The 19,407-nt window shown below is 67.2% G+C and carries 19 protein-coding genes; 9 read left to right on the plus strand and 10 right to left on the minus strand.

All coding sequences use genetic code 11. The features are described 5' to 3' along the window. Positions 1 to 2: 2 nt before the first annotated feature. On the minus strand, positions 3 to 806 hold the full coding sequence (locus C7I84_RS06630) for a carbon-nitrogen hydrolase family protein (RefSeq protein WP_207770974.1): 804 nt from the start codon (positions 804 to 806) through the stop codon (positions 3 to 5). A gap of 143 nt (positions 807 to 949) precedes the next feature. Between C7I84_RS06630 and C7I84_RS06635 the strand changes: the two genes are divergently transcribed. Both C7I84_RS06635 and C7I84_RS06640 read left to right on the plus strand, forming a co-directional pair. Continuing rightward, positions 950 to 3,211 carry a heavy metal translocating P-type ATPase gene (locus C7I84_RS06635; RefSeq protein ID WP_106771372.1) on the plus strand — a complete coding sequence of 754 codons (2,262 nt, stop codon included), beginning with the start codon at positions 950 to 952 and terminating at the stop codon, positions 3,209 to 3,211. 494 nt (positions 3,212 to 3,705) lie between these two features. After that, positions 3,706 to 4,119, plus strand: coding sequence for a MerR family transcriptional regulator (locus tag C7I84_RS06640; RefSeq protein ID WP_106771373.1), 414 nt, complete (start codon positions 3,706 to 3,708; stop codon positions 4,117 to 4,119). Between the two features lie 896 nt (positions 4,120 to 5,015). Here the strand turns inward: C7I84_RS06640 and C7I84_RS06645 are convergent. Continuing rightward, the gene (locus tag C7I84_RS06645) at positions 5,016 to 6,251 is read right to left on the minus strand and encodes an amidohydrolase/deacetylase family metallohydrolase (RefSeq protein WP_106771374.1); all 1,236 of its coding nucleotides are present in this window, start codon (positions 6,249 to 6,251) and stop codon (positions 5,016 to 5,018) included. A 39-nt stretch (positions 6,252 to 6,290) separates the two neighbouring features. Further along, positions 6,291 to 6,656 carry a RidA family protein gene (locus C7I84_RS06650; protein WP_106771531.1) on the minus strand — a complete coding sequence of 122 codons (366 nt, stop codon included), beginning with the start codon at positions 6,654 to 6,656 and terminating at the stop codon, positions 6,291 to 6,293. 250 nt (positions 6,657 to 6,906) lie between these two features. On the opposite strand from C7I84_RS06650, the gene C7I84_RS06655 reads away from it, so the two are divergent. Genes C7I84_RS06655 through C7I84_RS06665 form a run of 3 tightly spaced genes read left to right on the plus strand, consistent with a single transcriptional unit; the run spans position 6,907 to position 9,270 of the window. Beyond that, positions 6,907 to 7,662: an SDR family oxidoreductase gene (locus C7I84_RS06655; protein WP_106771375.1), complete on the plus strand. Its 756-nt coding sequence runs from the start codon at positions 6,907 to 6,909 to the stop codon at positions 7,660 to 7,662. A gap of 39 nt (positions 7,663 to 7,701) precedes the next feature. Further along, positions 7,702 to 8,760, plus strand: coding sequence for a D-TA family PLP-dependent enzyme (locus C7I84_RS06660; protein ID WP_106771376.1), 1,059 nt, complete (start codon positions 7,702 to 7,704; stop codon positions 8,758 to 8,760). A gap of 24 nt (positions 8,761 to 8,784) precedes the next feature. Further along, positions 8,785 to 9,270, plus strand: a complete 486-nt coding sequence (locus tag C7I84_RS06665) for a hypothetical protein (RefSeq protein ID WP_106771377.1) — start codon at positions 8,785 to 8,787, stop codon at positions 9,268 to 9,270. 131 nt (positions 9,271 to 9,401) lie between these two features. Here the strand turns inward: C7I84_RS06665 and C7I84_RS06670 are convergent, their stop codons facing one another. Further along, positions 9,402 to 10,088 (minus strand): D-lyxose/D-mannose family sugar isomerase, encoded by a 687-nt coding sequence (locus C7I84_RS06670; RefSeq protein ID WP_106771378.1) that lies wholly within the window; start codon positions 10,086 to 10,088, stop codon positions 9,402 to 9,404. A 379-nt stretch (positions 10,089 to 10,467) separates the two neighbouring features. Here C7I84_RS06670 and C7I84_RS06675 point away from each other — a divergent pair, with 379 nt between their 5' ends. Continuing rightward, complete coding sequence (locus C7I84_RS06675; protein WP_106771379.1) at positions 10,468 to 11,181, plus strand: helix-turn-helix transcriptional regulator; 714 nt, start codon at positions 10,468 to 10,470, stop codon at positions 11,179 to 11,181. Then, complete coding sequence (locus tag C7I84_RS06680; RefSeq protein ID WP_106771380.1) at positions 11,178 to 11,927, plus strand: helix-turn-helix transcriptional regulator; 750 nt, start codon at positions 11,178 to 11,180, stop codon at positions 11,925 to 11,927. The genes C7I84_RS06675 and C7I84_RS06680 overlap by 4 nt, the downstream gene beginning before the upstream one ends. Positions 11,928 to 11,932: 5 nt before the next feature. On the opposite strand, the gene C7I84_RS06685 is transcribed toward C7I84_RS06680, so the two are convergent. From C7I84_RS06685 to motA, 6 genes are read right to left on the minus strand one after another with little or no spacing between them, the layout of a single operon-like run. After that, positions 11,933 to 12,364 carry a hypothetical protein gene (locus C7I84_RS06685; RefSeq protein WP_106771381.1) on the minus strand — a complete coding sequence of 144 codons (432 nt, stop codon included), beginning with the start codon at positions 12,362 to 12,364 and terminating at the stop codon, positions 11,933 to 11,935. Then, positions 12,361 to 13,440, minus strand: a complete 1,080-nt coding sequence (gene flhB, locus C7I84_RS06690; RefSeq protein WP_106771382.1) for a flagellar biosynthesis protein FlhB — start codon at positions 13,438 to 13,440, stop codon at positions 12,361 to 12,363. The genes C7I84_RS06685 and flhB overlap by 4 nt, the downstream gene beginning before the upstream one ends. A 17-nt stretch (positions 13,441 to 13,457) precedes the next feature. After that, complete coding sequence (locus tag C7I84_RS06695) at positions 13,458 to 14,459, minus strand: flagellar motor switch protein FliG (RefSeq protein ID WP_106771383.1); 1,002 nt, start codon at positions 14,457 to 14,459, stop codon at positions 13,458 to 13,460. A gap of 19 nt (positions 14,460 to 14,478) precedes the next feature. Then, complete coding sequence (gene fliN / locus C7I84_RS06700; RefSeq protein WP_106771384.1) at positions 14,479 to 14,850, minus strand: flagellar motor switch protein FliN; 372 nt, start codon at positions 14,848 to 14,850, stop codon at positions 14,479 to 14,481. Between the two features lie 24 nt (positions 14,851 to 14,874). Beyond that, complete coding sequence (locus C7I84_RS06705; protein ID WP_106771385.1) at positions 14,875 to 15,810, minus strand: FliM/FliN family flagellar motor switch protein; 936 nt, start codon at positions 15,808 to 15,810, stop codon at positions 14,875 to 14,877. A gap of 26 nt (positions 15,811 to 15,836) precedes the next feature. Further along, positions 15,837 to 16,718, minus strand: a complete 882-nt coding sequence (gene motA / locus C7I84_RS06710; protein WP_106771386.1) for a flagellar motor stator protein MotA — start codon at positions 16,716 to 16,718, stop codon at positions 15,837 to 15,839. 140 nt (positions 16,719 to 16,858) lie between these two features. On the opposite strand from motA, the gene C7I84_RS06715 reads away from it, so the two are divergent. Both C7I84_RS06715 and flgF read left to right on the plus strand, forming a co-directional pair. Continuing rightward, complete coding sequence (locus tag C7I84_RS06715) at positions 16,859 to 18,670, plus strand: DUF1217 domain-containing protein (protein ID WP_106771387.1); 1,812 nt, start codon at positions 16,859 to 16,861, stop codon at positions 18,668 to 18,670. A 3-nt stretch (positions 18,671 to 18,673) separates the two neighbouring features. Further along, positions 18,674 to 19,399, plus strand: a complete 726-nt coding sequence (gene flgF, locus C7I84_RS06720) for a flagellar basal-body rod protein FlgF (RefSeq protein WP_106771388.1) — start codon at positions 18,674 to 18,676, stop codon at positions 19,397 to 19,399. Positions 19,400 to 19,407 lie beyond the last annotated feature (8 nt).

Below are 19,407 nucleotides of genomic sequence, written 5' to 3' on the forward strand. Positions count from 1 at the left end.
GGCTATGGCTGGACTGAGGCCAGCGTGCCGTAGAGGTCTGGCCGCCGGTCGCGGAGATAGGGGTTGAGCTGCCGCGAGCGCTCGAGTGCCGCGCGATCGAGATCGGCGAAGACGAGCTCTTCGCCCCGGCCGGCGCGCGCCAGCTCCGAGCCGTCGGGTCCGACGACGCAGCTCAGCCCGCAATAGTCGAACGGCGCCTCGCGGCCGCAGCGGTTCGCATAGGCGACGAACATCTGGTTCTCATAGGCGCGCGCCGGCACGATGGTACGCGCCACCACGTCGAAAGGCTGCATCAGCGCCGTCGGCACGATCGCCAGGTCGGCGCCCCGCAGCGCGAGCGTCCGCACCGCTTCCGGGAATTCGACGTCGTAGCAGATCAGCAGCCCTGCCTTCAGCCCGCCGATCTCGAAGACTCCGGGCGCGGCATCCCCGGCGAAAAACTGGGCGCGGTCGACGTCGCCGAACAGATGCGTCTTGCGGTAGCTGGCGAGCACGGCGCCATCGGCCCCGATCGCCACCGCCGCGTTGTAGACCTGGGCCCCATCGCGCTCGGGGAACCCGAAGACGAGCGCGATGCCGGTCTCCGCTGCAATCCTCCGGGCCTCGCCAATCGAGGCGCCGCCGACCGGCTCGGCCAGCCGGCCGACGGCTTCGGCACCGATGGCGTAGCCGGTGAGGAAGAGTTCCGGCGCGACCAGCAGTTCCGCCCCGCCGGCGCGCGCCTCGCCGGCTGTGCGTGCCAGCAGCGCGAGGTTGCCCTGCGGCGTGTCGGCTCGTGCAGGTCCCTGGAAGCAGGCAATGCGCATGGTGGTGTCCCGCATGAAAAGCCGTAGCACTGTTGGCCGCGGCCGGCGGAAAGGCAATCGCAAACCACGGCAAGAATCCGCTTGTTCCTCTAGTTGCTAGAGGAATTATCCTGCCTCCGAATGATGAATCTGGAAGGCACAAAATGACTGAAGCGGTTGAACGGAGCCGATTCAAGGTCGCGGGCATGGACTGCGCCGGCTGCGCCAAAAAGATCGACACGGCGGCCCGGCGCGTCGACGGCGTCACCGACGTCTCGGTCTCGGTGACCGCGGGCACCATGACGGTCGAACACCGTCCCGACATCGACCTGCCGGGGCTGGCCAGACGCATCGAAGGGCTGGGCTACAAGGTCTCGGCCCTTTCCCTCCCGCCGCTCCCCGCGCCCGCTCAGGCGGAAGAAGCGCATGGCGCCTGCTGCGGCCATGACCATAGCCATCATGGTCACCAGCCCCAGCACGGGAAGGACGCACAGCACAATCATGCAGCGGACCGAGCGCCCGGCGCCAAGGCCGCGCCGCATGTGCACGGCACCGAGGAAAACCCGTGGTGGAGGAGCGCCAAGGCGCGGCTGACGATCCTGTGCGGGCTGGCGCTCGCCGCCGCCTTCCTGCTCGCAAAACTCGTGCCGGAGACGGCATCCTGGGCCTTCGTCGCCGCCATGGCGGTGGGATTGGCGCCGATCGCCCGGCGCGCCGTCATGGCTGCCGTCAACGGCTCTCCCTTCACTATCGAGGCGCTGATGACCATCGCCGCCGCCGGCGCCGTCGTCATCGGCGCGACGGAAGAGGCGGCGGCCGTCGTGTTCCTCTTCCTCGTCGGCGAGCTGCTGGAAGGCGTCGCCGCCAGCCGTGCCCGCGCCGGCATCAAGGCGCTCGCAAGGCTGGTCCCCAGGACCGCGCTGCTGGAAACCGGCGGCCGGACGGCGGAGGTGCCGGCGGAAACCCTCGAGGTCGGCGCCACCATCCTGGTGCGCCCCGGCGACCGCATGCCGGCCGACGGCACGATCCTCACCGGCCAGGGCGCGCTCGACGAGTCGCCCGTCACCGGCGAGTCGGTGCCGGTGCGCAAGGCGCCGGGCGACCCGGTCTTTGCCGGCACCATCAACCTGGATGCGGCGATCCGCGTGGAGGTGACAGCGGCCGCCGCCGACAACACCATCGCCCGCATCATCCGCCTGGTCGAGGAGGCGCAGGAATCGAAGGCGCCGACCGAGCGCTTCATCGACCGGTTCTCGGCCTGGTACACGCCGGGCGTCATGGTGGTCGCAGCACTTGTCGCCATCGTGCCGCCGCTGGGCTTCGGTCAGGACTGGGCGGAATGGATCTACAAGGGTCTCGCGGTGCTGCTGATCGGCTGCCCCTGCGCGCTGGTCATCTCGACCCCGGCGGCGATCGCCGCGGGCCTGTCCGCCGGAGCCCGCCGAGGCCTGCTGATGAAGGGCGGCGCCGTGCTGGAGACGCTGGGAAAGATCACCAGGGTCGCCTTCGACAAGACCGGTACCCTCACGGAGGGCAAGCCGAAAGTGACCGACATCGTCGCCGCCGGGCATTCCGAGGCCGAGACGCTGCGGCTTGCCGCCGGCCTGGAGGTCGGCTCCAGCCATCCGCTGGCGCAGGCGATCCTGGCCGAGGCGCGCCGGCGCGCCGTCGAGCCGAGCGCGGCCACCGACGCCACCGCGATCGGCGGCGAAGGCGTGGCCGGCACCGTCGGGGACGTCGAACTCTTCCTCGGCTCGCCGCAGGCGGCAGAGAAGCGCGCAGGGCTGCCGCGGCAGCTTCGTGAAGCCATCAGCCGGCTGAACGACGAGGGCAAGTCGGTGTCGGTGCTGCTCGCCGGCGGCGCCGTCGCCGGCGCCATCGCCATGCGCGACGAGCCGCGCGACGATGCCCGCCAGGGCATAGAAGCGCTCGGCCGGCTCGGCGTCGGCGCGCTCATGCTCACCGGCGACAACAGGCGCACCGCAGCGGCGATCGCCTCGGGCCTGGGGCTGGAGCCGCGCGCCGAGCTGCTGCCGCGGGACAAGCAGCGCATCGTCGGCGAGTTGCGCCGGGCCGGCGAGCGTGTCGCCAAGGTCGGCGACGGCATCAACGACGCGCCGGCGCTCGCCGCCGCCGATGTCGGCATCGCCATGAGCGGCGGCACCGACGTCGCGCTGGAGACGGCCGACGCCGCCATCCTGCACGGCCGGGTGACGGACGTCGCCGCCATGGTCGCCCTCTCCCGCGCGACGATGGCCAACATCCGCCAGAACATCGCCATCTCGCTCGGCCTGAAGGCGGTGTTCCTGGTCACCACCGTGATCGGCGTCACCGGCCTGTGGCCCGCCATCCTCGCCGACACCGGCGCCACCGTGATCGTCACCGCCAACGCCATGCGGCTGCTCGGCTGGCGGGGGCTGAGGTGAACGAGGTCAATGGCAAGGCAATCGCCTGACAGTTGGTGCTGCCCCTTATCCCAGCCCTCCTCCCGTAAACGGGAGGGCTATCGCATATCAGTTTACCCCCACCCCTAGCCCCTCCCCACAAGGGGGAGGGGGACGTGCTGGGTTGTATCGGAGCGGCAGGCAGCTCTGCGTCGTCATTCCGGGGCCGCGCAGCGGAACCCGGAATCCAGAGTGCCGACGCTGCTCGAGATTCCTGGATATTTGCGAGGTCTCGCTTCTCCTTCGACACCAACGCTCTGGATTCCGGGTTCCGCTGCGCGGCCCCGGAATGACGATCCTCATCGGCATATGCGATTGCCATGCCCTTGTGGGGAGCGGCTAGAAGTGGGGGTGCGAGGCCACCCAATTCCTTACCGGCTGCCTCAAGCGATTGCCCGGATCGTCACGCGGACACATCTTGACGGCCACCCGCCGCCGCACCAATCTCTAGTCTCTAGAGCAATGGAGTTTTCGCCATGCTGACGATCGGCGATCTGTCCCGCGCGACCGGCGTCAAGGTTCCGACCATCCGCTATTACGAGCAGATGGGGCTGATGACCGAGCCGGAACGCTCGGAGGGCAACCAGCGGCGCTACACCCGCACGGAGCGGGAGCGCCTGTCCTTCATAAAACATGCGCGCGAACTCGGGCTGACCATCGAGGCGATCCGCGAGCTGATCGATCTCAGCCGCCATCCCGAGCGGCCTTGCGGCGAGGCCGACCGCATCGCCGCCGAGCAGCTCGACGCCGTGCGCGAGAAGATCGCCAAACTGCGCCGGCTGGAGAACGAGCTGGAGCGCATCGCCACCCATTGCGGCGGCGACACCGTTCGCGACTGCTACGTCATCCGCGCGCTCGCCGACCACGATCTCTGCGGCAGCGAGCATTGACAGGCAGGCGGAACCGCAGGGGACAGTTTACTTTCTTTCCGCAGAAAAGCGGTGGCGCTTCAAGGCTGGCGCGGGCGGAAAAAAGTAAACTGTCCCGGCACTTACCGCCGTTCGGATCATCATCTGTTCGGCTCGGCCGGAGCATTTCGCCACTGGTACGGCATGGATCCTAGGGTCTCCGCCTCCGCTTCGCTCCGGCTCCGCCCTAGGATGACGAATTCGTCGGACGTCTCCGCCAATCGCCGGCGTCGGAGACTAGCGGTAAACCCCTTTTGCCTTCGTCATCCTAGGGCGGAGCCGGAGCGAAGCGGAGGCGCAGACCCTAGGATCCATGCCGTGCCGGCGGCGAAGTGCTCCGGCGGTGCAGAAGCCCGCATCTCCGCCGCATTTCGGCTCGCTCTACGACGGACACGACCTGGAAAAAGGGGATAGTTTTCTTTCCTCCCGCCGAAAAACGATGCTCGTTCGAAGCCGACGCGAACCAGAAAAGCGAAATCTCCCCGTCACTTGGCCGTTTCCGCTGGCTCGGGCGAACAGGCTTACGGCAGCGACTTTATCCCCTCCCTTCTCGCTTGGCCTATACTTGCGCCTGAAAGCCGCTCCCTTGCGGGAATCTGGTGCGCACCGGGTATCAGGAGGGAGCGTCGGCGCCGGGTCGGTCGTGCAATCGGTAGCACGGCTGGCGAGAGCTGGAGACCCGGGCCCCAGCCGCGAAGGTCGCGCGAATGCGGGCTAGCGGACGGGCAAGAACGCCGGCGGGGCGCGGGTCACCGCGCCACGTATTTTATTAGAGAGGCTCGGCCCCGCGCCCCGCTTCCCGCACTTTCTCAATGGCCAGGCGGCAAAGGCCGAGCGTGGCGAGGATGAGGCGCGGCTGGAGGGCGCAGCTTATGATGTCAGTCGTGCGAGCAGCCGAAATGCCGCGCGGCGACCTCGACATGGCTGTGCGGACGGTTGGGCGTGTAGCGCTCGATGTCGGTGAGATCGCCGGCCGACTCGTTGGGCCACCAGACGCCGCCGGCGACGATGCCCTGCGAAACCAGCCGCTGCTCCGCCTCGAGCTTCGTCCCGACCGAATCCACAAAGGGGAAGCGGCCGGAATGCAGCTTCAGCACCGCCACGTCGGCCGGTCCGCCGACGGTCAGCCTGCCGAGGTCGGGGCGCGCGATCACCTCGGCCGGCCGCGCCGTCGCGGCGCGCAGCACCTCGGCCAGCGGCATGCCGAGCGCCATCAGCTTCGACATGCACACAAGAATGTCGAAGGCCGGCCCGTCGACGCAATAGAGATGCAGGTCGCTGCTGATCACGTCCGGCGTCAGGCCTTCCTTGAGCATGGCGCGCGCCACCTCGAAGTCGAACGAGCCCATGCCGTGGCCGATGTCGAAGATCACGCCGCGCTCGCGCGCCAGCCGCATGTCCGGCCGCACCGCCCCCGAGGCGAACACCGGCGCGTTGGGGAACGGCCGGAAGCAATGGGTGAGCACGTCGCCGCGGCGCAGGCGCGGCAGCACTTCGGACCGGCCGGGCGGCGGCTCGTCGATATGCGCCATGACTGGCAGGCCGACCCGGTCGGCGGCTTCAAGCGCGAGATCGACCGGCGCGATGCCGCTGCTGCCGCTGGCATGCTTGCCCGCCCGCACCTTGACGCCGACGATGACTTCGCCGTGCTCGCGCACGCAGGCCACCGTCTCGCGCGGATCGCACAGCCTGAGATCCCCGCATTCGCCCACCATCACCGTCCTGGCGAAGCCGAAGATGCCGGCAAACGAGATGTTCACATAGGCGAGGATGCGGACTTTCGAGCGCTCCATGACATGGCGGCGGAAGCCGAGGAAATTGCCTGCGCCGGCGCTGCCTGCGTCGACGAAGGTCGTCGTCCCGCTCTTCGCCGCCAGGCGGTCCGCGTCGACGCCGAGCGAGGTGCCGCCCCAGTAGACGTGGCTGTGCAGGTCGACCAGGCCCGGCGTGACCAGGCAGCCGGACGCGTCGATGACGTGGTCAGCGCGCTCGGCCGGAATGTCCGTTTCGATGGCGGCGATGCGGTCGCCGGCGATCGCTATGTCGCGCGGCGCATCCAGGCCGGACGCGGGGTCGACCACACGCCCGCCGCGCAGGAGCAGATCGTAGGGCATGGGCGCTGGGCCTCCGTTGCTGCCGTGGTCGCGCCGGCGTCAGGCCGGTCGATACGCGACGGCTTCGATTTCGATCTTGATGTCGATCATCAGCGGCGACTGGACCGTGGTCCGCGCCGGCGGATTTTTTGGAAAGTGCCGGGCATAGACGGCGTTGAAGGCGGCAAAATCCCGCTTGTCCTCGAGCCATACCGTCGTCTTCACCACGTCGTCCATGCCGCAGCCGGCAAGCGCCAGCGCCGCCTTGACGTTCCGCAGCACCTGCTCCGCCTGCTCGTCGATCCCGCCCTTGACCACCTTGCCGTCGCCGTCAACCGGAACCTGGCCGGACACATAGACAAAATCCCCTGCCCTCACCGCCGGCGACAGCGGCACATGCGAGGTTCCGAAACACTGCTTGGACAAGTCATCCTCCTGTTCGACCGGATGCCGGTCGGCGACCGCCGGAGAAAGCCGGGCCACGTCCCGCCTGAACACCGGCTTGCCTTTAGCCGCTCCCGACGGCGCATTCCATGCCAGAATGGAGGGATCGTCATGCAAGTCTTGTTGGAAAGCAACATGTTTTTGGATTCCATGTTGCTTTATTACACAACCGCGAGCATCCTGCCGCCGGCCTGCGCGGCCGGCAGGCGGGCCACAAGGGAAGGAGTGCCGCATGATCGATTTCGGCGGCCGCAATGTGGTCGTCACCGGCGCCGGCGGCGGCTTGGGCAAGGCGCTTGTCGCGGTCCTGGCCACCAGCGGAGCGCGGGTGGTGGCCTGCGACCTGGAAGGCATGGACCTCTCCGCCGAGGGGATCGCCGAGGCGCATCGTTTCGACCTGCTGGACGACCGCGCGGTTTCCGATTTCGCGGCACGCATCAGCGCCGGCGAGCCGCCGGCGGCCGTGATCTCCAATGCCGGCTGGACCCGCGCCGAGACGCTGGAGGCGGTCACCGCCGAGGCGCTCGACCGCGAGATGAGCTTGAATTTCCGCAGCGCCGCCCTTCTGTCGCAGGCGCTGCTGCCGTCGATGCGTAACCAGCCAGGTGGCGCCGCCTTCGTCTTCATCGCCTCGGTCAATGCGCAGGCGCATTTCGGCAACCCCGCCTATTCCGCCGCGAAGGCCGGGCTGATCGCCTGGATGCGCGCCATCGCCACCGAGGAAGGCCGCAACGGCATCCGCGCCAACGCCGTCGTCCCCGGCTCGATCCGCACCGGCGCCTGGGACCACCGCATAGCCGAGAACCCGCAAATCCTCGCCTTGGTCGGAAAACTATACCCGCTCGGACGGCTGGTGGAGCCGGACGAGGTGGCGCGCGCCGCCGTCTTCCTGGCGTCGCCGGCCGCGAGCGGCATCACCGGCGTCGCATTGAACGTCGATGCCGGGCTGATGGCCGGCAACCTGCCATTCCTCGAGCAGATTTCGTAGCATGGTCGAGACGCTCTGTTCGGGACGGGAGACAAGGCGATGCGCGTAGAGGATCTGGACACGCCGGCGGTGGTGATCGACCGGCGGATTGCGGAAGCAAATCTGCGGCGGGCGCAGAAACGCGCCGACGCCCTGGGCGTGAGGCTGCGGCCGCACATCAAGACGCACAAGCTGCCGCTCTTCGCCATGCGGCAGGTGGAGTTCGGTGCGGCAGGCGTCACCTGCCAGAAGATCGGCGAGGCCGAGGTGATGGCGGATGCCGGGATTTCCGACATCTTCATTACCTTCAACATCGTCGGCCGGCAGAAGCTCGAGCGCCTGCTGGCGCTGCACCGCCGGGTGACGCTGTCGGTGGTGGCGGACAGCGCCGACACGGTGGAAGGTTATGGCGGCGTCTTCACCGATCCTTCGCGGCCGTTGACCGTGCTTGTGGAATGCGACACCGGCGGCGGCCGCTGCGGCGTGCAGTCGCCGGCGGATGCGTTGGCGCTGGCGCGCCGCATCGCCTCCCATCCCGGCCTGCGCTTCGGCGGCCTGATGACCTACCCGCCGCGCGGCAAGGTGGCCGAGGTCGACGCCTGGCTGCACGATGCGCTGGCGCTGTTCCGGTCGGAGGGGATGGACGTGCCCCGGGTCTCAGTCGGCAATTCCCCGGATTTCTACGCCGACCAGGCCTTCACCGCCGCGACCGAGCTCCGGCCCGGCACCTACATCTATTCGGATCGCATGCAGGCGGCCTTCGGCCACGGCACGCTGGCCGATTGCGCGCTGACGGTGCTGGTCACCGTGGTCAGCCGGCCGACGCCGGACAGGGTGATCCTCGACGCCGGCTCGAAGGCGCTCGCCGCCGACCTCTCGCCCTCGCCGGGCCACGGCTACATCGTCGAATACCCGGAAGCCGTCATCACGACGCTCAACGAGGAGCATGCCATCGCCGATTTTTCCGGCTGCGCGGCGCGGCCGGCGATCGGCGACAAGCTCAAAATCATCCCCAACCACGTCTGCGTCGTCTCCAACCTGTTCGACACCGTCAACCTGGTGGAGGACGGCGAGGTCGTCGAGCAGTTGCCGGTGGCGGCGCGCGGCCGCATGGGCTGACGGCTTGATCGAGCGGAGAGCACGATGACCTTCGACAAGAACCCGTTTCCGGCCGGTGACCCGGACCGTCACGCGTTGTGGGAGATGCTGGTGCGGCGCGACATCGACGCTTTCCTGGCCGCCGACTGGTCGATGGTGGAGGAAGACTTCATCGCCGACAGTTTTTTCGGCATGCACGCGCATTTCCTCGACGACGCCGACGCCTGGCGCCTGCAATTCCCCACGCTGGAGGCCTATCGCGACGAATGGCTGCGGCAGGCGCGCGAGACGGCGGCGAGCGAATTCGCCGAGCCGCTGCGCGACGCGCTGTTCCGCATCACCAACATGCGCGACATCGACGTCCAGGGCGACCGTGCCGTGCTGCACAAGAAGTTCAACGGCTCGGTCGCCAAACCCGGCGGCCAGGCCGACCGGCTCAACTGGCAGACGCTGTATTTCTGCCGCAGGGTCGACGGCCGCTGGAGGATCGCCGGCTTCGTCGGCTACATGCCGCACCCGCTGGGACGTTAGGAGACGCGCGGGCAAGGCCGAAAAACGCGTCTGTCGAAGCGAAAAACCGGCCAAATGCCGAACGGAACGCGTCGAATCGACTGAAAACCAGGAGGTTCGGCCGGAAAATCAGACGTTCTTTTCGTCCATCTTCACCGCGACAGGATGTGGCTGTCGTAATCGGACACCAAAAGGTGCAGCGGCGCCTCGTCCTCCTCGATCGTCGAAAAACGGCCGATCGGCTGGGTGAAGATGTTGTCGGTGAGGTCGTCGTTGACCGTAGACACCTCGCCGATCAGCACGTCGCCGCCCTCGCCCCAGAAGGCGTGCCAGACGCCGGGCAGCAGCGTCACGCTCTCGCCGGGATCGAGCGTCAGCAGGCCGCCGGCCGGCAGCTTGCGCATCACGCCGTCGGTCGGCACCTCGACCTCCCGGTGGCGGTCCACGCCGCCGTCCTCGGCGGGCATGAACAGTTCGAGCACCAGCCTGCCGCCGCCCCGGTTGATGATGTCCTCCGCCTTCACGACATGGCGGTGCATGGGCGAAAGCTGGTCCTTGCGCGAGATCATGATCTTCTCGGCGTAGAGCATGCCCGTGCCCTTCGCCAGATCCTCGGCGCGGCCGTTGCGCACCGTGAACAGGAACAGGCCGAGCTCGTCGAATTTCTCCTGGCCGTAGTCGGTGATGTCCCAGCCGAGCCGGGCGCCGATGATGCCTTCCGGCCGGCGCTCCCTGAGCTGTTCGGGCGTCCAGTAGGCGAAGGGCGGCATCACATAGCCGAAGGAGCGGATGAAGGCATCGCCTTCGCGGATGATCTCGTTGATACGCGAGCGCTTCATTCTGTCCTCCCGGATGCGCGAGACTAGGTCATGCCCCGGAATCGGCCGTCCCGCAAGACCGGGATTCGTGGTGGAGGCAGGTGGCCGCAGCTTCGGCAAGCCGGTTTCATTTTGCGGTTTTTTTGTGATTTCGGCGTTTGATGTCCGATTCGCGAGCAGTTAAATTAAATGCGAATCAGTCGGGCGCGGTGGCCGCAACACCAGCGTGCTCGACAGGCAAGCGGGTCTCCCAGGAGGCTCGGGGGCATGGGGTTCGGGGTGGGTTCGCCTTCCGTCCATCGGCGGAAGCGCGCTTCTCGTAACAAGTGATGCGTTTTCATGTCCGATCCCGGTCTCCGGGTCCGGGCAGTTGGGGCGATTCGGGCTTCTCGCGGGCGAAATGACGGGGCTTGGCTATCAGACTGCGTTTCCGGCGGCATCCGGGAAACCGCTTGCTTCGCGCGGCGACCTGACCGCGTTCCTGATGGCGTTGTGCCAGCGGATCGGAGCCGACAGCTACATGCTGGTTGCCGTGTTGCACGATCAGCACAGAAGCGACGTCCGCATCGTCGCCTCCAACTGGGTGTATGACGCGATCCAGGTCATCGGCCATCGCACCATAGCGGCGATCGCCGAAAGCAGCCTGGCGGCGCCGCCGGGCACACGCCCCCAAGCCGTCGTCCCGTCGCGGGCAATGGGGATTGCCAGGGTCCTGGACGGCGAGCAGTGCAGAATGCTCGACGTGCTCGGCCACGGCGAGATCTTCCCGCTCCGCCTCAATGTCGGCCGCCAGCAGCTCTACCTGCTGTTCTCGACCGAGGAAGCCGATCGCCTCGATCCTGCCGAATTGACGCGGGCGCAGATGCGCTGCTGCCACGCCCTGTCGCAGGTGCCGGACCTGCTCGCGGCCACCACCCAGCACGATCCGCTTTCCGACCGCGAGCGCGAGTGCCTGCACTGGGTCTCGGAGGGCAAGACGACCGACGAGGTGGCGGTCATCCTCGGCGTCTCGTCCAATACGGTGAACGGCTACGTCACCCACGCGATCCAGAAGTTCGCGGCCACCAACCGGGTCATGGCGGTCGCCACAGCCATACGGAGCGGCATCATTTGACGCGGTCGCTCGCACGCGCGCCTGTGGAGGAACACAGGAATCCCTTCGGCGCTGCCGGACCCGACAGCGAAGCCAAGCGCACGCCCACCATCGCGGACGTGATCGGCCACTGCCGCTGGATCGCGCTCGATATCAACGCCGCCGCCTTCAGCCTTTTCGTCGTCGGCCCGGCGGGCGAGCGCAACGGCCTGGTGCCCCTCCTCGATCCCGATCATCCTTCCGATTCCTCCGCAACCATCCGGATGTGGGACGACATCAGCGAAGAGATCGTCCGGCATGCGCGCACGTCGGCGCTGCCGCTGTGGTGGGCCGCCGACGGCAGCGCGTCCGCCGACGCCTTCCTGCAGCTTCCGATGGCGAAGCGCCTGAACGGCCCCTCGCCTGCCGGCATCGCCTTCCCGGTGTCGGCCGATCGGGGCCGATGCGGGCTGGTGGCCTTCCTCGGATCCGAGATCGCGCTATCGGACGATCAATGCCTCGATGTACACGCGCGCTGCTACTCGCTGTTCGGAGCCGCGATGCGGATCAGGCCGGACAAATCGCGCAAGGCGCCAGCCGTCTCCAAGCGCGAGCTCGAATGCCTAAAGCTCAGCGCCAACGGAATGACCAGCGAGCAGATCGCGGCGTCGCTGAAGCTGTCGGTTCACACCGCGAACCAATACCTGACCAACTCGACGCAGAAGCTGAACGCCGCCAACCGCACGCATGCGGTCGCCAAGGCGCTCAAGCTCGGCCTGTTCGAATAGTACCGTCAGACCGCCGGCTCCGAGCGCCGGATGCGCGCCGCCTCGATCGCGGTGACCAGGAAGGCCGTATTTTTCTCCGGATCCGGGTCCGGATCGTCGAAAGCGACGTAGTTCACCTCCACCGACGCATCGGCGTCGCAGAGCGTCAGGGTGAAATAGACCGCAGCGCCGCGCGGCCTGAGTTCCAGGTCAAGCTCGATGCGCGGTATCGTCGACCAGTCGACATGGGCCTGGCCGCCATTGCCGAGCCGGAAGGTACGCGGCAGGAAGAACAGCTCCGCCGCGGAATCGACCAGGTCCGAAATACAGGCGAAGTGTTCGAGCCGGATGAAGGCGATGTAGTCGGCCACGTCGACCATCCGCAATTCGCGGACGATGTCCGCGATGGCCTCGGCGACGATGATCTCGCGGGACGATGCATGCGACTGTCGGATCATGGTACCTTTTTCGGAGCCTGCTTGGCGTAGACGATGCGGATCAACTCGGCGACCGCCTGGTAGAACTGCTGCGGTATCACGCTATCGATCGAAACTTGCTTGTACATGGAGCGGGCGAGCGCGACGTCTTCGAAGACGGGTATGTTGTTCTGGGCCGCGATCTCGCGGATCTTCAGCGCGATCAGGTCCTGTCCCTTGGCGAGCACCACCGGTGCCGAGTTCTCCTCGCGCACGTAGCGCAGCGCGATCGCATAGTGGGTCGGGTTGGCGATCACCAGCGTCGCGCTCGGCACCGAAATCATCATGCGCCGCCGCGCCCGGTCGCGCGCCAGCGAGCGCCGCCGCGACTTGACGATCGGGTCGCCTTCCGACTGCTTGTGCTCGTCCTTCACCTCCTGCCGCGTCATCCGCAGCTCCTGCCGCCAGTGGAAGCGCGACCAGACGAGGTCGACCGCGGCGATCACGGCCATGACGGCGACGATGGCGACGACGATGTCGATGGCGATGCCGCGGATCACCAGGCCGAACGCCACCGGCTGCGTGATCATGCCCGACAGCAGCGTGACGACGTCCCCGCGCAGGATGAAGACCAGCACCAGCGTGACCAGCACCAGCTTGCCGAGCGACTTGGCGAATTCGACGAAGCCCTGGATGCCGAAGAGCCGTTTCCAGCCTTCGCTCAGCGAAATCCGGGAGGCCTGCGGCCGGATGCGCTCGCCGACGAACTGCGGCAGGTTCTGCAGCGCGGAGGCGGCGAAGCCGGCGGCCATCAGCATCAGCACCAGCGCGACGATGGCCTTGCCGATTTCGATCAGCACCACGCCGTAGAGCGTCGCGACGTCCGCCGCCGTGTCGAGCGGCCATGCCTCCGGCCGTTCGAGGAACAGCGCCAGGAAGCTGCCGAGCTCGCCGGCCTTCTGCTGGGCGAAGAAGACGAAGAAGACGAGGATGGCGAGGAAGGAGGCGAGCAGCGGCGTTTCGCGCGAGACCGGCAGCTTGCCCTTCTCGATCGTGTCGCGGATCTTCTTCTCGGTCGCTTCCTCTGTCTTGCTGTCCTTGTCGGCGGCCTCGGACATGACGGCTCAACCGACGATCAGGCCGCGGCCTGCATGGAGGGAAGCTCGATCACGCCGTCGCGCGACAGCCGCAGCGCCGTCGCCGCGACCGTCTTGCGGGCCCGCAGGATGTCCGCCGTCTGGATGCCTTCCGGTCCCTGGCTCAGCTCGGCCTCGATCATGCGGCGGGAGCGGGCGCCGATCGCCGAGAGCACGGCTTCCGCCAGATGCGGCGGCGCCTGCCGCAGGCAGAGCGTGACCAGCTCCGTCGACAGGCCGTCGAAAAGGGTGACGCGGGCCCGCTGCGCCAGCAACGGAATGTCCTCGAAGGAGAACAGACGGGCGCGCACCGCCTCCAGGTCGGGCGTGCCCGCCGCCTCCAGATCCTGCATCACCTCGTCGAGCTGGGGCTTGTCCATCTCGTTGAGCAGGTTGGCGACCCGGCTCTGGCCGGCGGAGGTATCCTTGACGTTGCTTTCGCCGAGCACGCGGCTGCGCAACTGCGTCTCGATGAGGCGTGTCGCCGCCTCGGGAATGTTGGAGATCGACATCATGCGCTTGACGACCTCGCCGCGCAGCGGCTTGTCAAGAGCAAGCAGCGCGTTGGCGGCCGTCCCCGGCGCCACCTTCGACAGGATCAGGGCCGAGGTCTGTGAATGCTCGCCGGCGAGGAACGCGGCGATGCGCGCGGGCTCGAGCTTGTCGAGCTCGCTCCAGACCGGAGGCGGCTGATTCGCCGCCGTCTTGCCCTGCCCCATGATCGCCTGCACCTCCTCCGGCGACAGCGTATCGTTGAGGATGTCGTCGATCTGGTCGGCCGAATCGAGCTGGCCGGCACCCTCCATGAACTCGGCCTCGAACTCCGCGACGATGCGCTCGAGCTCGCCTTGCGGGATAGTCTTGAGAAGCCGGGCGCCTTCGATCAGCGCCTTGAGTTCTTCCTGCTTGAAGAATTTCAGCAGGCGGCTGGCCGACGGCTTGCCCATGGCGACGAGGATAGCCGCGGCCTTCTGCGCGCGCGTGAGATTGAGCGAGGTCATGGCGATGCTGGCTCCGAACTCACACCGAGCCTGTGGCGATGATCTCGGTCAGGCGGATGCCGAACCGCGACGGGTCGCTGTCGAGCACGGTGATCTCGCCGCGGGCGATGCGGCGGCCGTTGACGGTGACGTCGACCGGCTCGCCGACGCGCCGGTTGAGCGCGACCGTCGAGCCCTTCTGCAAGGCCATCAGCTCCGACACCGCCATGTCGGTGCTGCCGAGCACGATCTGCACCTCGACCGGGATGTTCATGATGATGCCGGCGTTGGGCGCGGCGGCGGGCCGCTGGGCACCCGCATCCTCGTTGAGAACGCCGCGCAGCTCCTCGATCGCGCGGTTGAGCTGCTCCTCGCCCTGGTCCTGCACCGCCGCCTTGCCGCCGTCGCTCATCGAAGCCTCCTTCACTACCCCTGCTCAGCCCTGCGCCAGTCCGTCGATGAGATCCTGCCGGACATCGAATGCCTGCCGGACCCGCACGGTGTAGTTCTGGCCGAGCTTGCCGAACTCGCATACGAAAAGAGTCTTGTGCCGGGCTGACAGCTTTGCCGCATGATGGGCGTCGTCGCCGAGTTCGATCACCTGGCCCGGGCGCAGGCAGGCGACCTCGGCAAGCGTCATGCGGGCGAGCGGCATGGTCGCTTCCAGCGTCACGGAGGAGCGCATGATCTCCTCGCCGAAGCGCTCGCCCCAATCGCGCTCGCTTCCGGCAGCCGGGCCGGGCGCCACGGGACCGCCGCGATGCTTGAGCAGGACCCGCTGCGGCATGAACAGCGAAATGCGGCCCGAACTGGGACCGGCGGCGACCGCGAGGTCGATGCGGACCGCCGGACCGTCGCGCATGACGCGGGTGTCGAGATCGGCCCCGGCGGCGGCCGCGGGCACCGGCAGCTTGAGGCCGAAGGCGCGCGGGCCGGACCCGTTGACGGCCTTCGCCACCTCCTCGAACGTCATCGTCGCCACCTCGATCTCGGTCGGCGACAGCGGCCGCTCGATCGGCGCGACGGGAATATCCGGATCGCCGCCGAACAGCGCCGACACTAGGATCGCGATCGCGCGCGAATCGGCGACGAGCACCAGGGCGTCGGGCGAACTCGGCGAGGCGACGACGGTCATCGCACCGTTGTCCTCCTGCGCAGGCCGCGCCGCCGTGAGGCGCGTCACGTCCACGCTGCCGATCTCGACGCTCACCGGCGCCGACAGGCTGCCTGCCAATCCCTTGCGGATTCCCGGCAGCACCCGCTCGGCGAGCGCCCGCGCCGTGGTGATGACGTGACCCGTCTCGCCGGTGGCGCCGACGAGCCGCTCGACGATATAGGCGCGCATGTCGGCGGGGTTGAGGGAGCCGGTCATCTGCGTTCCGCCTGCGCCGGCATCGCTCAGGCGGCCTTCTTGGTCATGTCGATGGCGCCCGTGTTCAGCGTGCTCTGCTCGACCGCGTCGATGGAAGGCCGGTCGTAGGACGAGATGGTCTTGCGGCCGAACTCGATGGCGACCTGCGGCAGCGAGCCGTTCATGTAGGCGAGCAGCGTCTGCTTGACGATGATGTAGAGGCGGTTGTTCTTCTCGCGCACGATCTTGATCTTGGTGGCGATCGGCCCGACCACCGCATAGGAGAGAAAGATGCCGAGAAAGGTGCCGACGAGTGCGGCGCCGATCAACGCGCCGAGGATTTCCGGCGACTGGTCGAGCGCGCCCATCGCCTTGACCACCCCCAGCACCGCCGCGACGATGCCCAGCGCCGGCAGGCCGTCGCCGATCTGCACCATGGCGTGATAGGATTTCAGCTTGTCGGAGCGGATCGTCTGGATCTCCTCGTCCATCAGCGCCTCGATCTCGTGCGAACGGGCATTGCCGATGATGATCAGCCGGCAGTAGTCGCAGATGAAATGCGTGAGGTCGTAGCGCTTCAGCACCGAGGGGAATGCCTGGAAGATCGCGGAGTTGTCGGGATCATCGATATGCGCCTCGACCTCGCTGCGCGATTTCGTGCGCAGCTCACGCATCAGGCTGTGCAGCACGCCCAGCGTCTCGAGGTAATCCTTCTCCTTCGGTACGGCCTGCTTGAAGGCCTCCAGCATGGCCGTGCCGGTGTCCTTGACCGTCGACATCGGGTTGGCGACCAGGAAGGTGCCGACCGCCGCGCCGCCGATGATGACGAGCTCCCAGGGCTGCATCAGGACGTCGATATGGCCGCCCATGGCCATGAAGCCGCCGAGGACGCAACCCAGCGTCACCACCAATCCGATCAGAATGCCCACGCGAAAACCCTTCGCATCATGATGCCAGCCTCTAGGGCTAGCCGACCTGCCTTGCGTGAGGCTTGAAAACGCGGCGCGATTCAGCTTCGCGCAAGCAACTTGACCTATCGTGGCGACAATAGGCTGCGGAGTCGGGGCGCGTGATAAACACCTATCTGGACTATCGGCTGATCGCCAGGGACATGGGCAAGGCCATCGACCGCGTCGAGCGGCAGCCTCAGGTCGAGCGCGAGACGGCCTACTACCTCGACAACATCGGCAAGGTGAAAACCGTCGAGGAGTTCGTCAACAACGACCGGCTGTTCCGCTATGCCATGAAGGCGCACGGCCTCAGCGACATGGCCTACGCCAAGGCGTTCATGGTCAAGGTGCTGAAGGAGGGCGTCAGCGATCCCGACAGCTTCGCCAACAAGCTGACCGACAAGCGCTACGCGGAATTCGCGGCCACCTACAATTTCGAGAAGCTCGGCGAGCAGGCCACCATCTACAACAGGGCCCAGCACGAGGTGCCGAAGAATTTCGGCCTGCAGGTCGACCTGGCGATGGGGCAGGAAGGGTTCCGCTTCTATCAGGCCGAAACGGCGAACTATGTGGCCAACATCGGCAGCATAAAGTCGATCGACGACCTTCTCGGCGACCAGCGGCTGCTCACCTATGCGATGGCGACGTTCGGGCTGAGCGCCACGACCGAGACCCCGGCGCGGATCCGCGAGATGCTCGAAGGCGGCGTCGCCGACCCGCAGAGCCCCGCCAACAGGCTGGCGGACAAGAGCTGGGCGGCCTTTGTGGGCGCCTTCAACTTCGCCGAGCACGGCGCCGGGACGACGGCGCGCGACGCCGTGCAGAAGACCGTCCCGCAGCAATACGTCGCCCTCACCGAAATGGTGCTGATCAGGCCGCATGCCGACCACGTCAAGGCCGAGGCCGCCTACTACGCGGCCAATATCGGCAAGGTGACGTCGATCGACGGCCTGATGCGCGACACCAGGCTGCTCACCTACGCGATGGCCGCCTACGGGCTCGACGCCGCCACCGAAAAGCCGGCGACGATCCGCGAGATGCTGGAAGGCGGCGTCACCGATGCGGACAGTCCGGCGAACCTGCTGGCCGACAAGCGCTACGCCGCCTTCGTCGGCGCCTTCGACTTCGTCGAACACGGAACGCAGACGACGACGCGCGACGCGGTGACGAAGGAGACGCCTCGCCTCCACGGCGCGCTGTCGGAACTGGGACTGGTCAGGCCGGGCGCCGACTACGTCAAGGCCGAGACGGCCTATTACCTGGCTAATGTCGGCAAGCTCGAATCCATCGACGACATGATGGCCGACAGGCGCCTGCTGAATTTCGCGCTGTCGTCCTACGGCCTCGATCCGGCGGTCGAGACGCCGCAGCGCATCCGCCAGATGCTGGAGGGCGGCGTCAGCGATCCGGCCAGCCCCGCCAACAAGCTGACCGACAAGCGTTACGCCGGTTTTGTCGCGGCCTTCAACTTCGCCGAATACGGCGAGAAGGCGACCACCATCACCCCCGCGCAGCTGCCGGCGATCGACAAGTTCATGCGCCAGACGCTCGAGGAGGATGCGGGCAATCGCAACGAAGGCGTCCGCCTAGCCCTCTATTTCGAACGCAAGGCGTCCGGCATCACCAACTTCTATCAGGTGCTGGCCGATCCCGCCCTGGCTCAGGTGGTGCGGACCGCCCTGTCGCTGCCCGATTCCTTCGCCTCCGCCGACATCGACCGCCAGGTCAAGTTCTTCGAGGAGAAGCTGGACATCAAGGATTTCAGCGACCCGCAAGCGCTCGAAAAATTCCTCACCCGCTTCACCAGCCTCTGGGAAATCGCAAATCCGACCTCTCCGGCGCAGGCGGCGACCTCGATCCTGTTCAGCCAGCCGGTCGAGTACGGCATCTCCACCAACCTGCTGTTTTCCATCCAGAGCATGCGGAGATAGGCCGTGCAGGACGCCCTTTATGTCGCGCTGTCCTCGCAGGTTGCGCTGGAGCGCCGCCTGAACACGATCGCCGACAACGTCGCCAATGCCGGCACGGTCGGCTTCCGCGCCACCGGCGTCAAGTTCGAGGACATGGTCACCGGCATCGGCCAGAAGGCGGTCTCCTTCAGCTCTTCCGGCGATACCTTCATGTCGACGCAGGTCGGCGCGCTGCGCGAAACCGGCAATCCATTCGACTTCGCCATCCAGGGGGACGCCTGGTTCGGCATCGAGACGCCTGCCGGCATCGTCATGACGCGCGACGGCCGCTTCACCATGCTCGACACCGGCGAGCTCGTCACCTTGCAGGGCCATCCCGTGCTCGATGCCGGCGGCGCGCCGATCCAGCTCGATCCGCAGAACGGAACGCCGAGCTCCGGTGCCGACGGCGGGCTTACCCAGAACGGCCAGCCGGTCGGCGCCATCGGCCTGTTCAATTTCGATCCCGGCGAGAATTTCGTCCGCTACGGCAATTCCGGCATCGTGCCGTCCGGCGCGCCCGAGCCGGTGATCGATCGCAACGACATCGGCGTGGCTCAGGGCTTCCTGGAAGAATCCAACGTCAATCCGATGCAGGAGATGGCGCGCCTGATCATGGTCCAGCGCGCCTTCGAGAATGTCGCGGCGGCAATCCGCGGCACCGACCGGACGCTCAGCGAGGCGATCACCACGCTGGGATCGAAAACCTAGAACGGACG

It is taken from the genome of Kumtagia ephedrae (genome assembly GCF_003012745.1).
In the GTDB taxonomy this organism is placed as follows: Bacteria; Pseudomonadota; Alphaproteobacteria; order Rhizobiales; family Rhizobiaceae; genus Kumtagia; species Kumtagia ephedrae.

What these genes read in the sequence shown, in the direction of transcription:
- C7I84_RS06640 (WP_106771373.1), top strand. Translation starts at nt 3,706, where the DNA reads ATGCTGACGATCGGCGATCTGTCCCGCGCGACCGGCGTCAAGGTTCCG.
- C7I84_RS06695 (WP_106771383.1), bottom strand. Translation starts at nt 14,459, where the DNA reads ATGACCTCGCTCAATCTCACGCGCGCGCAGAAGGCCGCGGCTATCCTC.
- C7I84_RS06670 (WP_106771378.1), bottom strand. Translation starts at nt 10,088, where the DNA reads ATGAAGCGCTCGCGTATCAACGAGATCATCCGCGAAGGCGATGCCTTC.
- C7I84_RS06630 (WP_207770974.1), bottom strand. Translation starts at nt 806, where the DNA reads ATGCGCATTGCCTGCTTCCAGGGACCTGCACGAGCCGACACGCCGCAG.
- C7I84_RS06635 (WP_106771372.1), top strand. Translation starts at nt 950, where the DNA reads ATGACTGAAGCGGTTGAACGGAGCCGATTCAAGGTCGCGGGCATGGAC.
- C7I84_RS06665 (WP_106771377.1), top strand. Translation starts at nt 8,785, where the DNA reads ATGACCTTCGACAAGAACCCGTTTCCGGCCGGTGACCCGGACCGTCAC.
- fliN (WP_106771384.1), bottom strand. Translation starts at nt 14,850, where the DNA reads ATGAGCGACGGCGGCAAGGCGGCGGTGCAGGACCAGGGCGAGGAGCAG.
- flhB (WP_106771382.1), bottom strand. Translation starts at nt 13,440, where the DNA reads ATGTCCGAGGCCGCCGACAAGGACAGCAAGACAGAGGAAGCGACCGAG.
- C7I84_RS06685 (WP_106771381.1), bottom strand. Translation starts at nt 12,364, where the DNA reads ATGATCCGACAGTCGCATGCATCGTCCCGCGAGATCATCGTCGCCGAG.
- C7I84_RS06675 (WP_106771379.1), top strand. Translation starts at nt 10,468, where the DNA reads ATGACGGGGCTTGGCTATCAGACTGCGTTTCCGGCGGCATCCGGGAAA.
- C7I84_RS06660 (WP_106771376.1), top strand. Translation starts at nt 7,702, where the DNA reads ATGCGCGTAGAGGATCTGGACACGCCGGCGGTGGTGATCGACCGGCGG.
- C7I84_RS06645 (WP_106771374.1), bottom strand. Translation starts at nt 6,251, where the DNA reads ATGCCCTACGATCTGCTCCTGCGCGGCGGGCGTGTGGTCGACCCCGCG.
- C7I84_RS06655 (WP_106771375.1), top strand. Translation starts at nt 6,907, where the DNA reads ATGATCGATTTCGGCGGCCGCAATGTGGTCGTCACCGGCGCCGGCGGC.
- C7I84_RS06705 (WP_106771385.1), bottom strand. Translation starts at nt 15,810, where the DNA reads ATGACCGGCTCCCTCAACCCCGCCGACATGCGCGCCTATATCGTCGAG.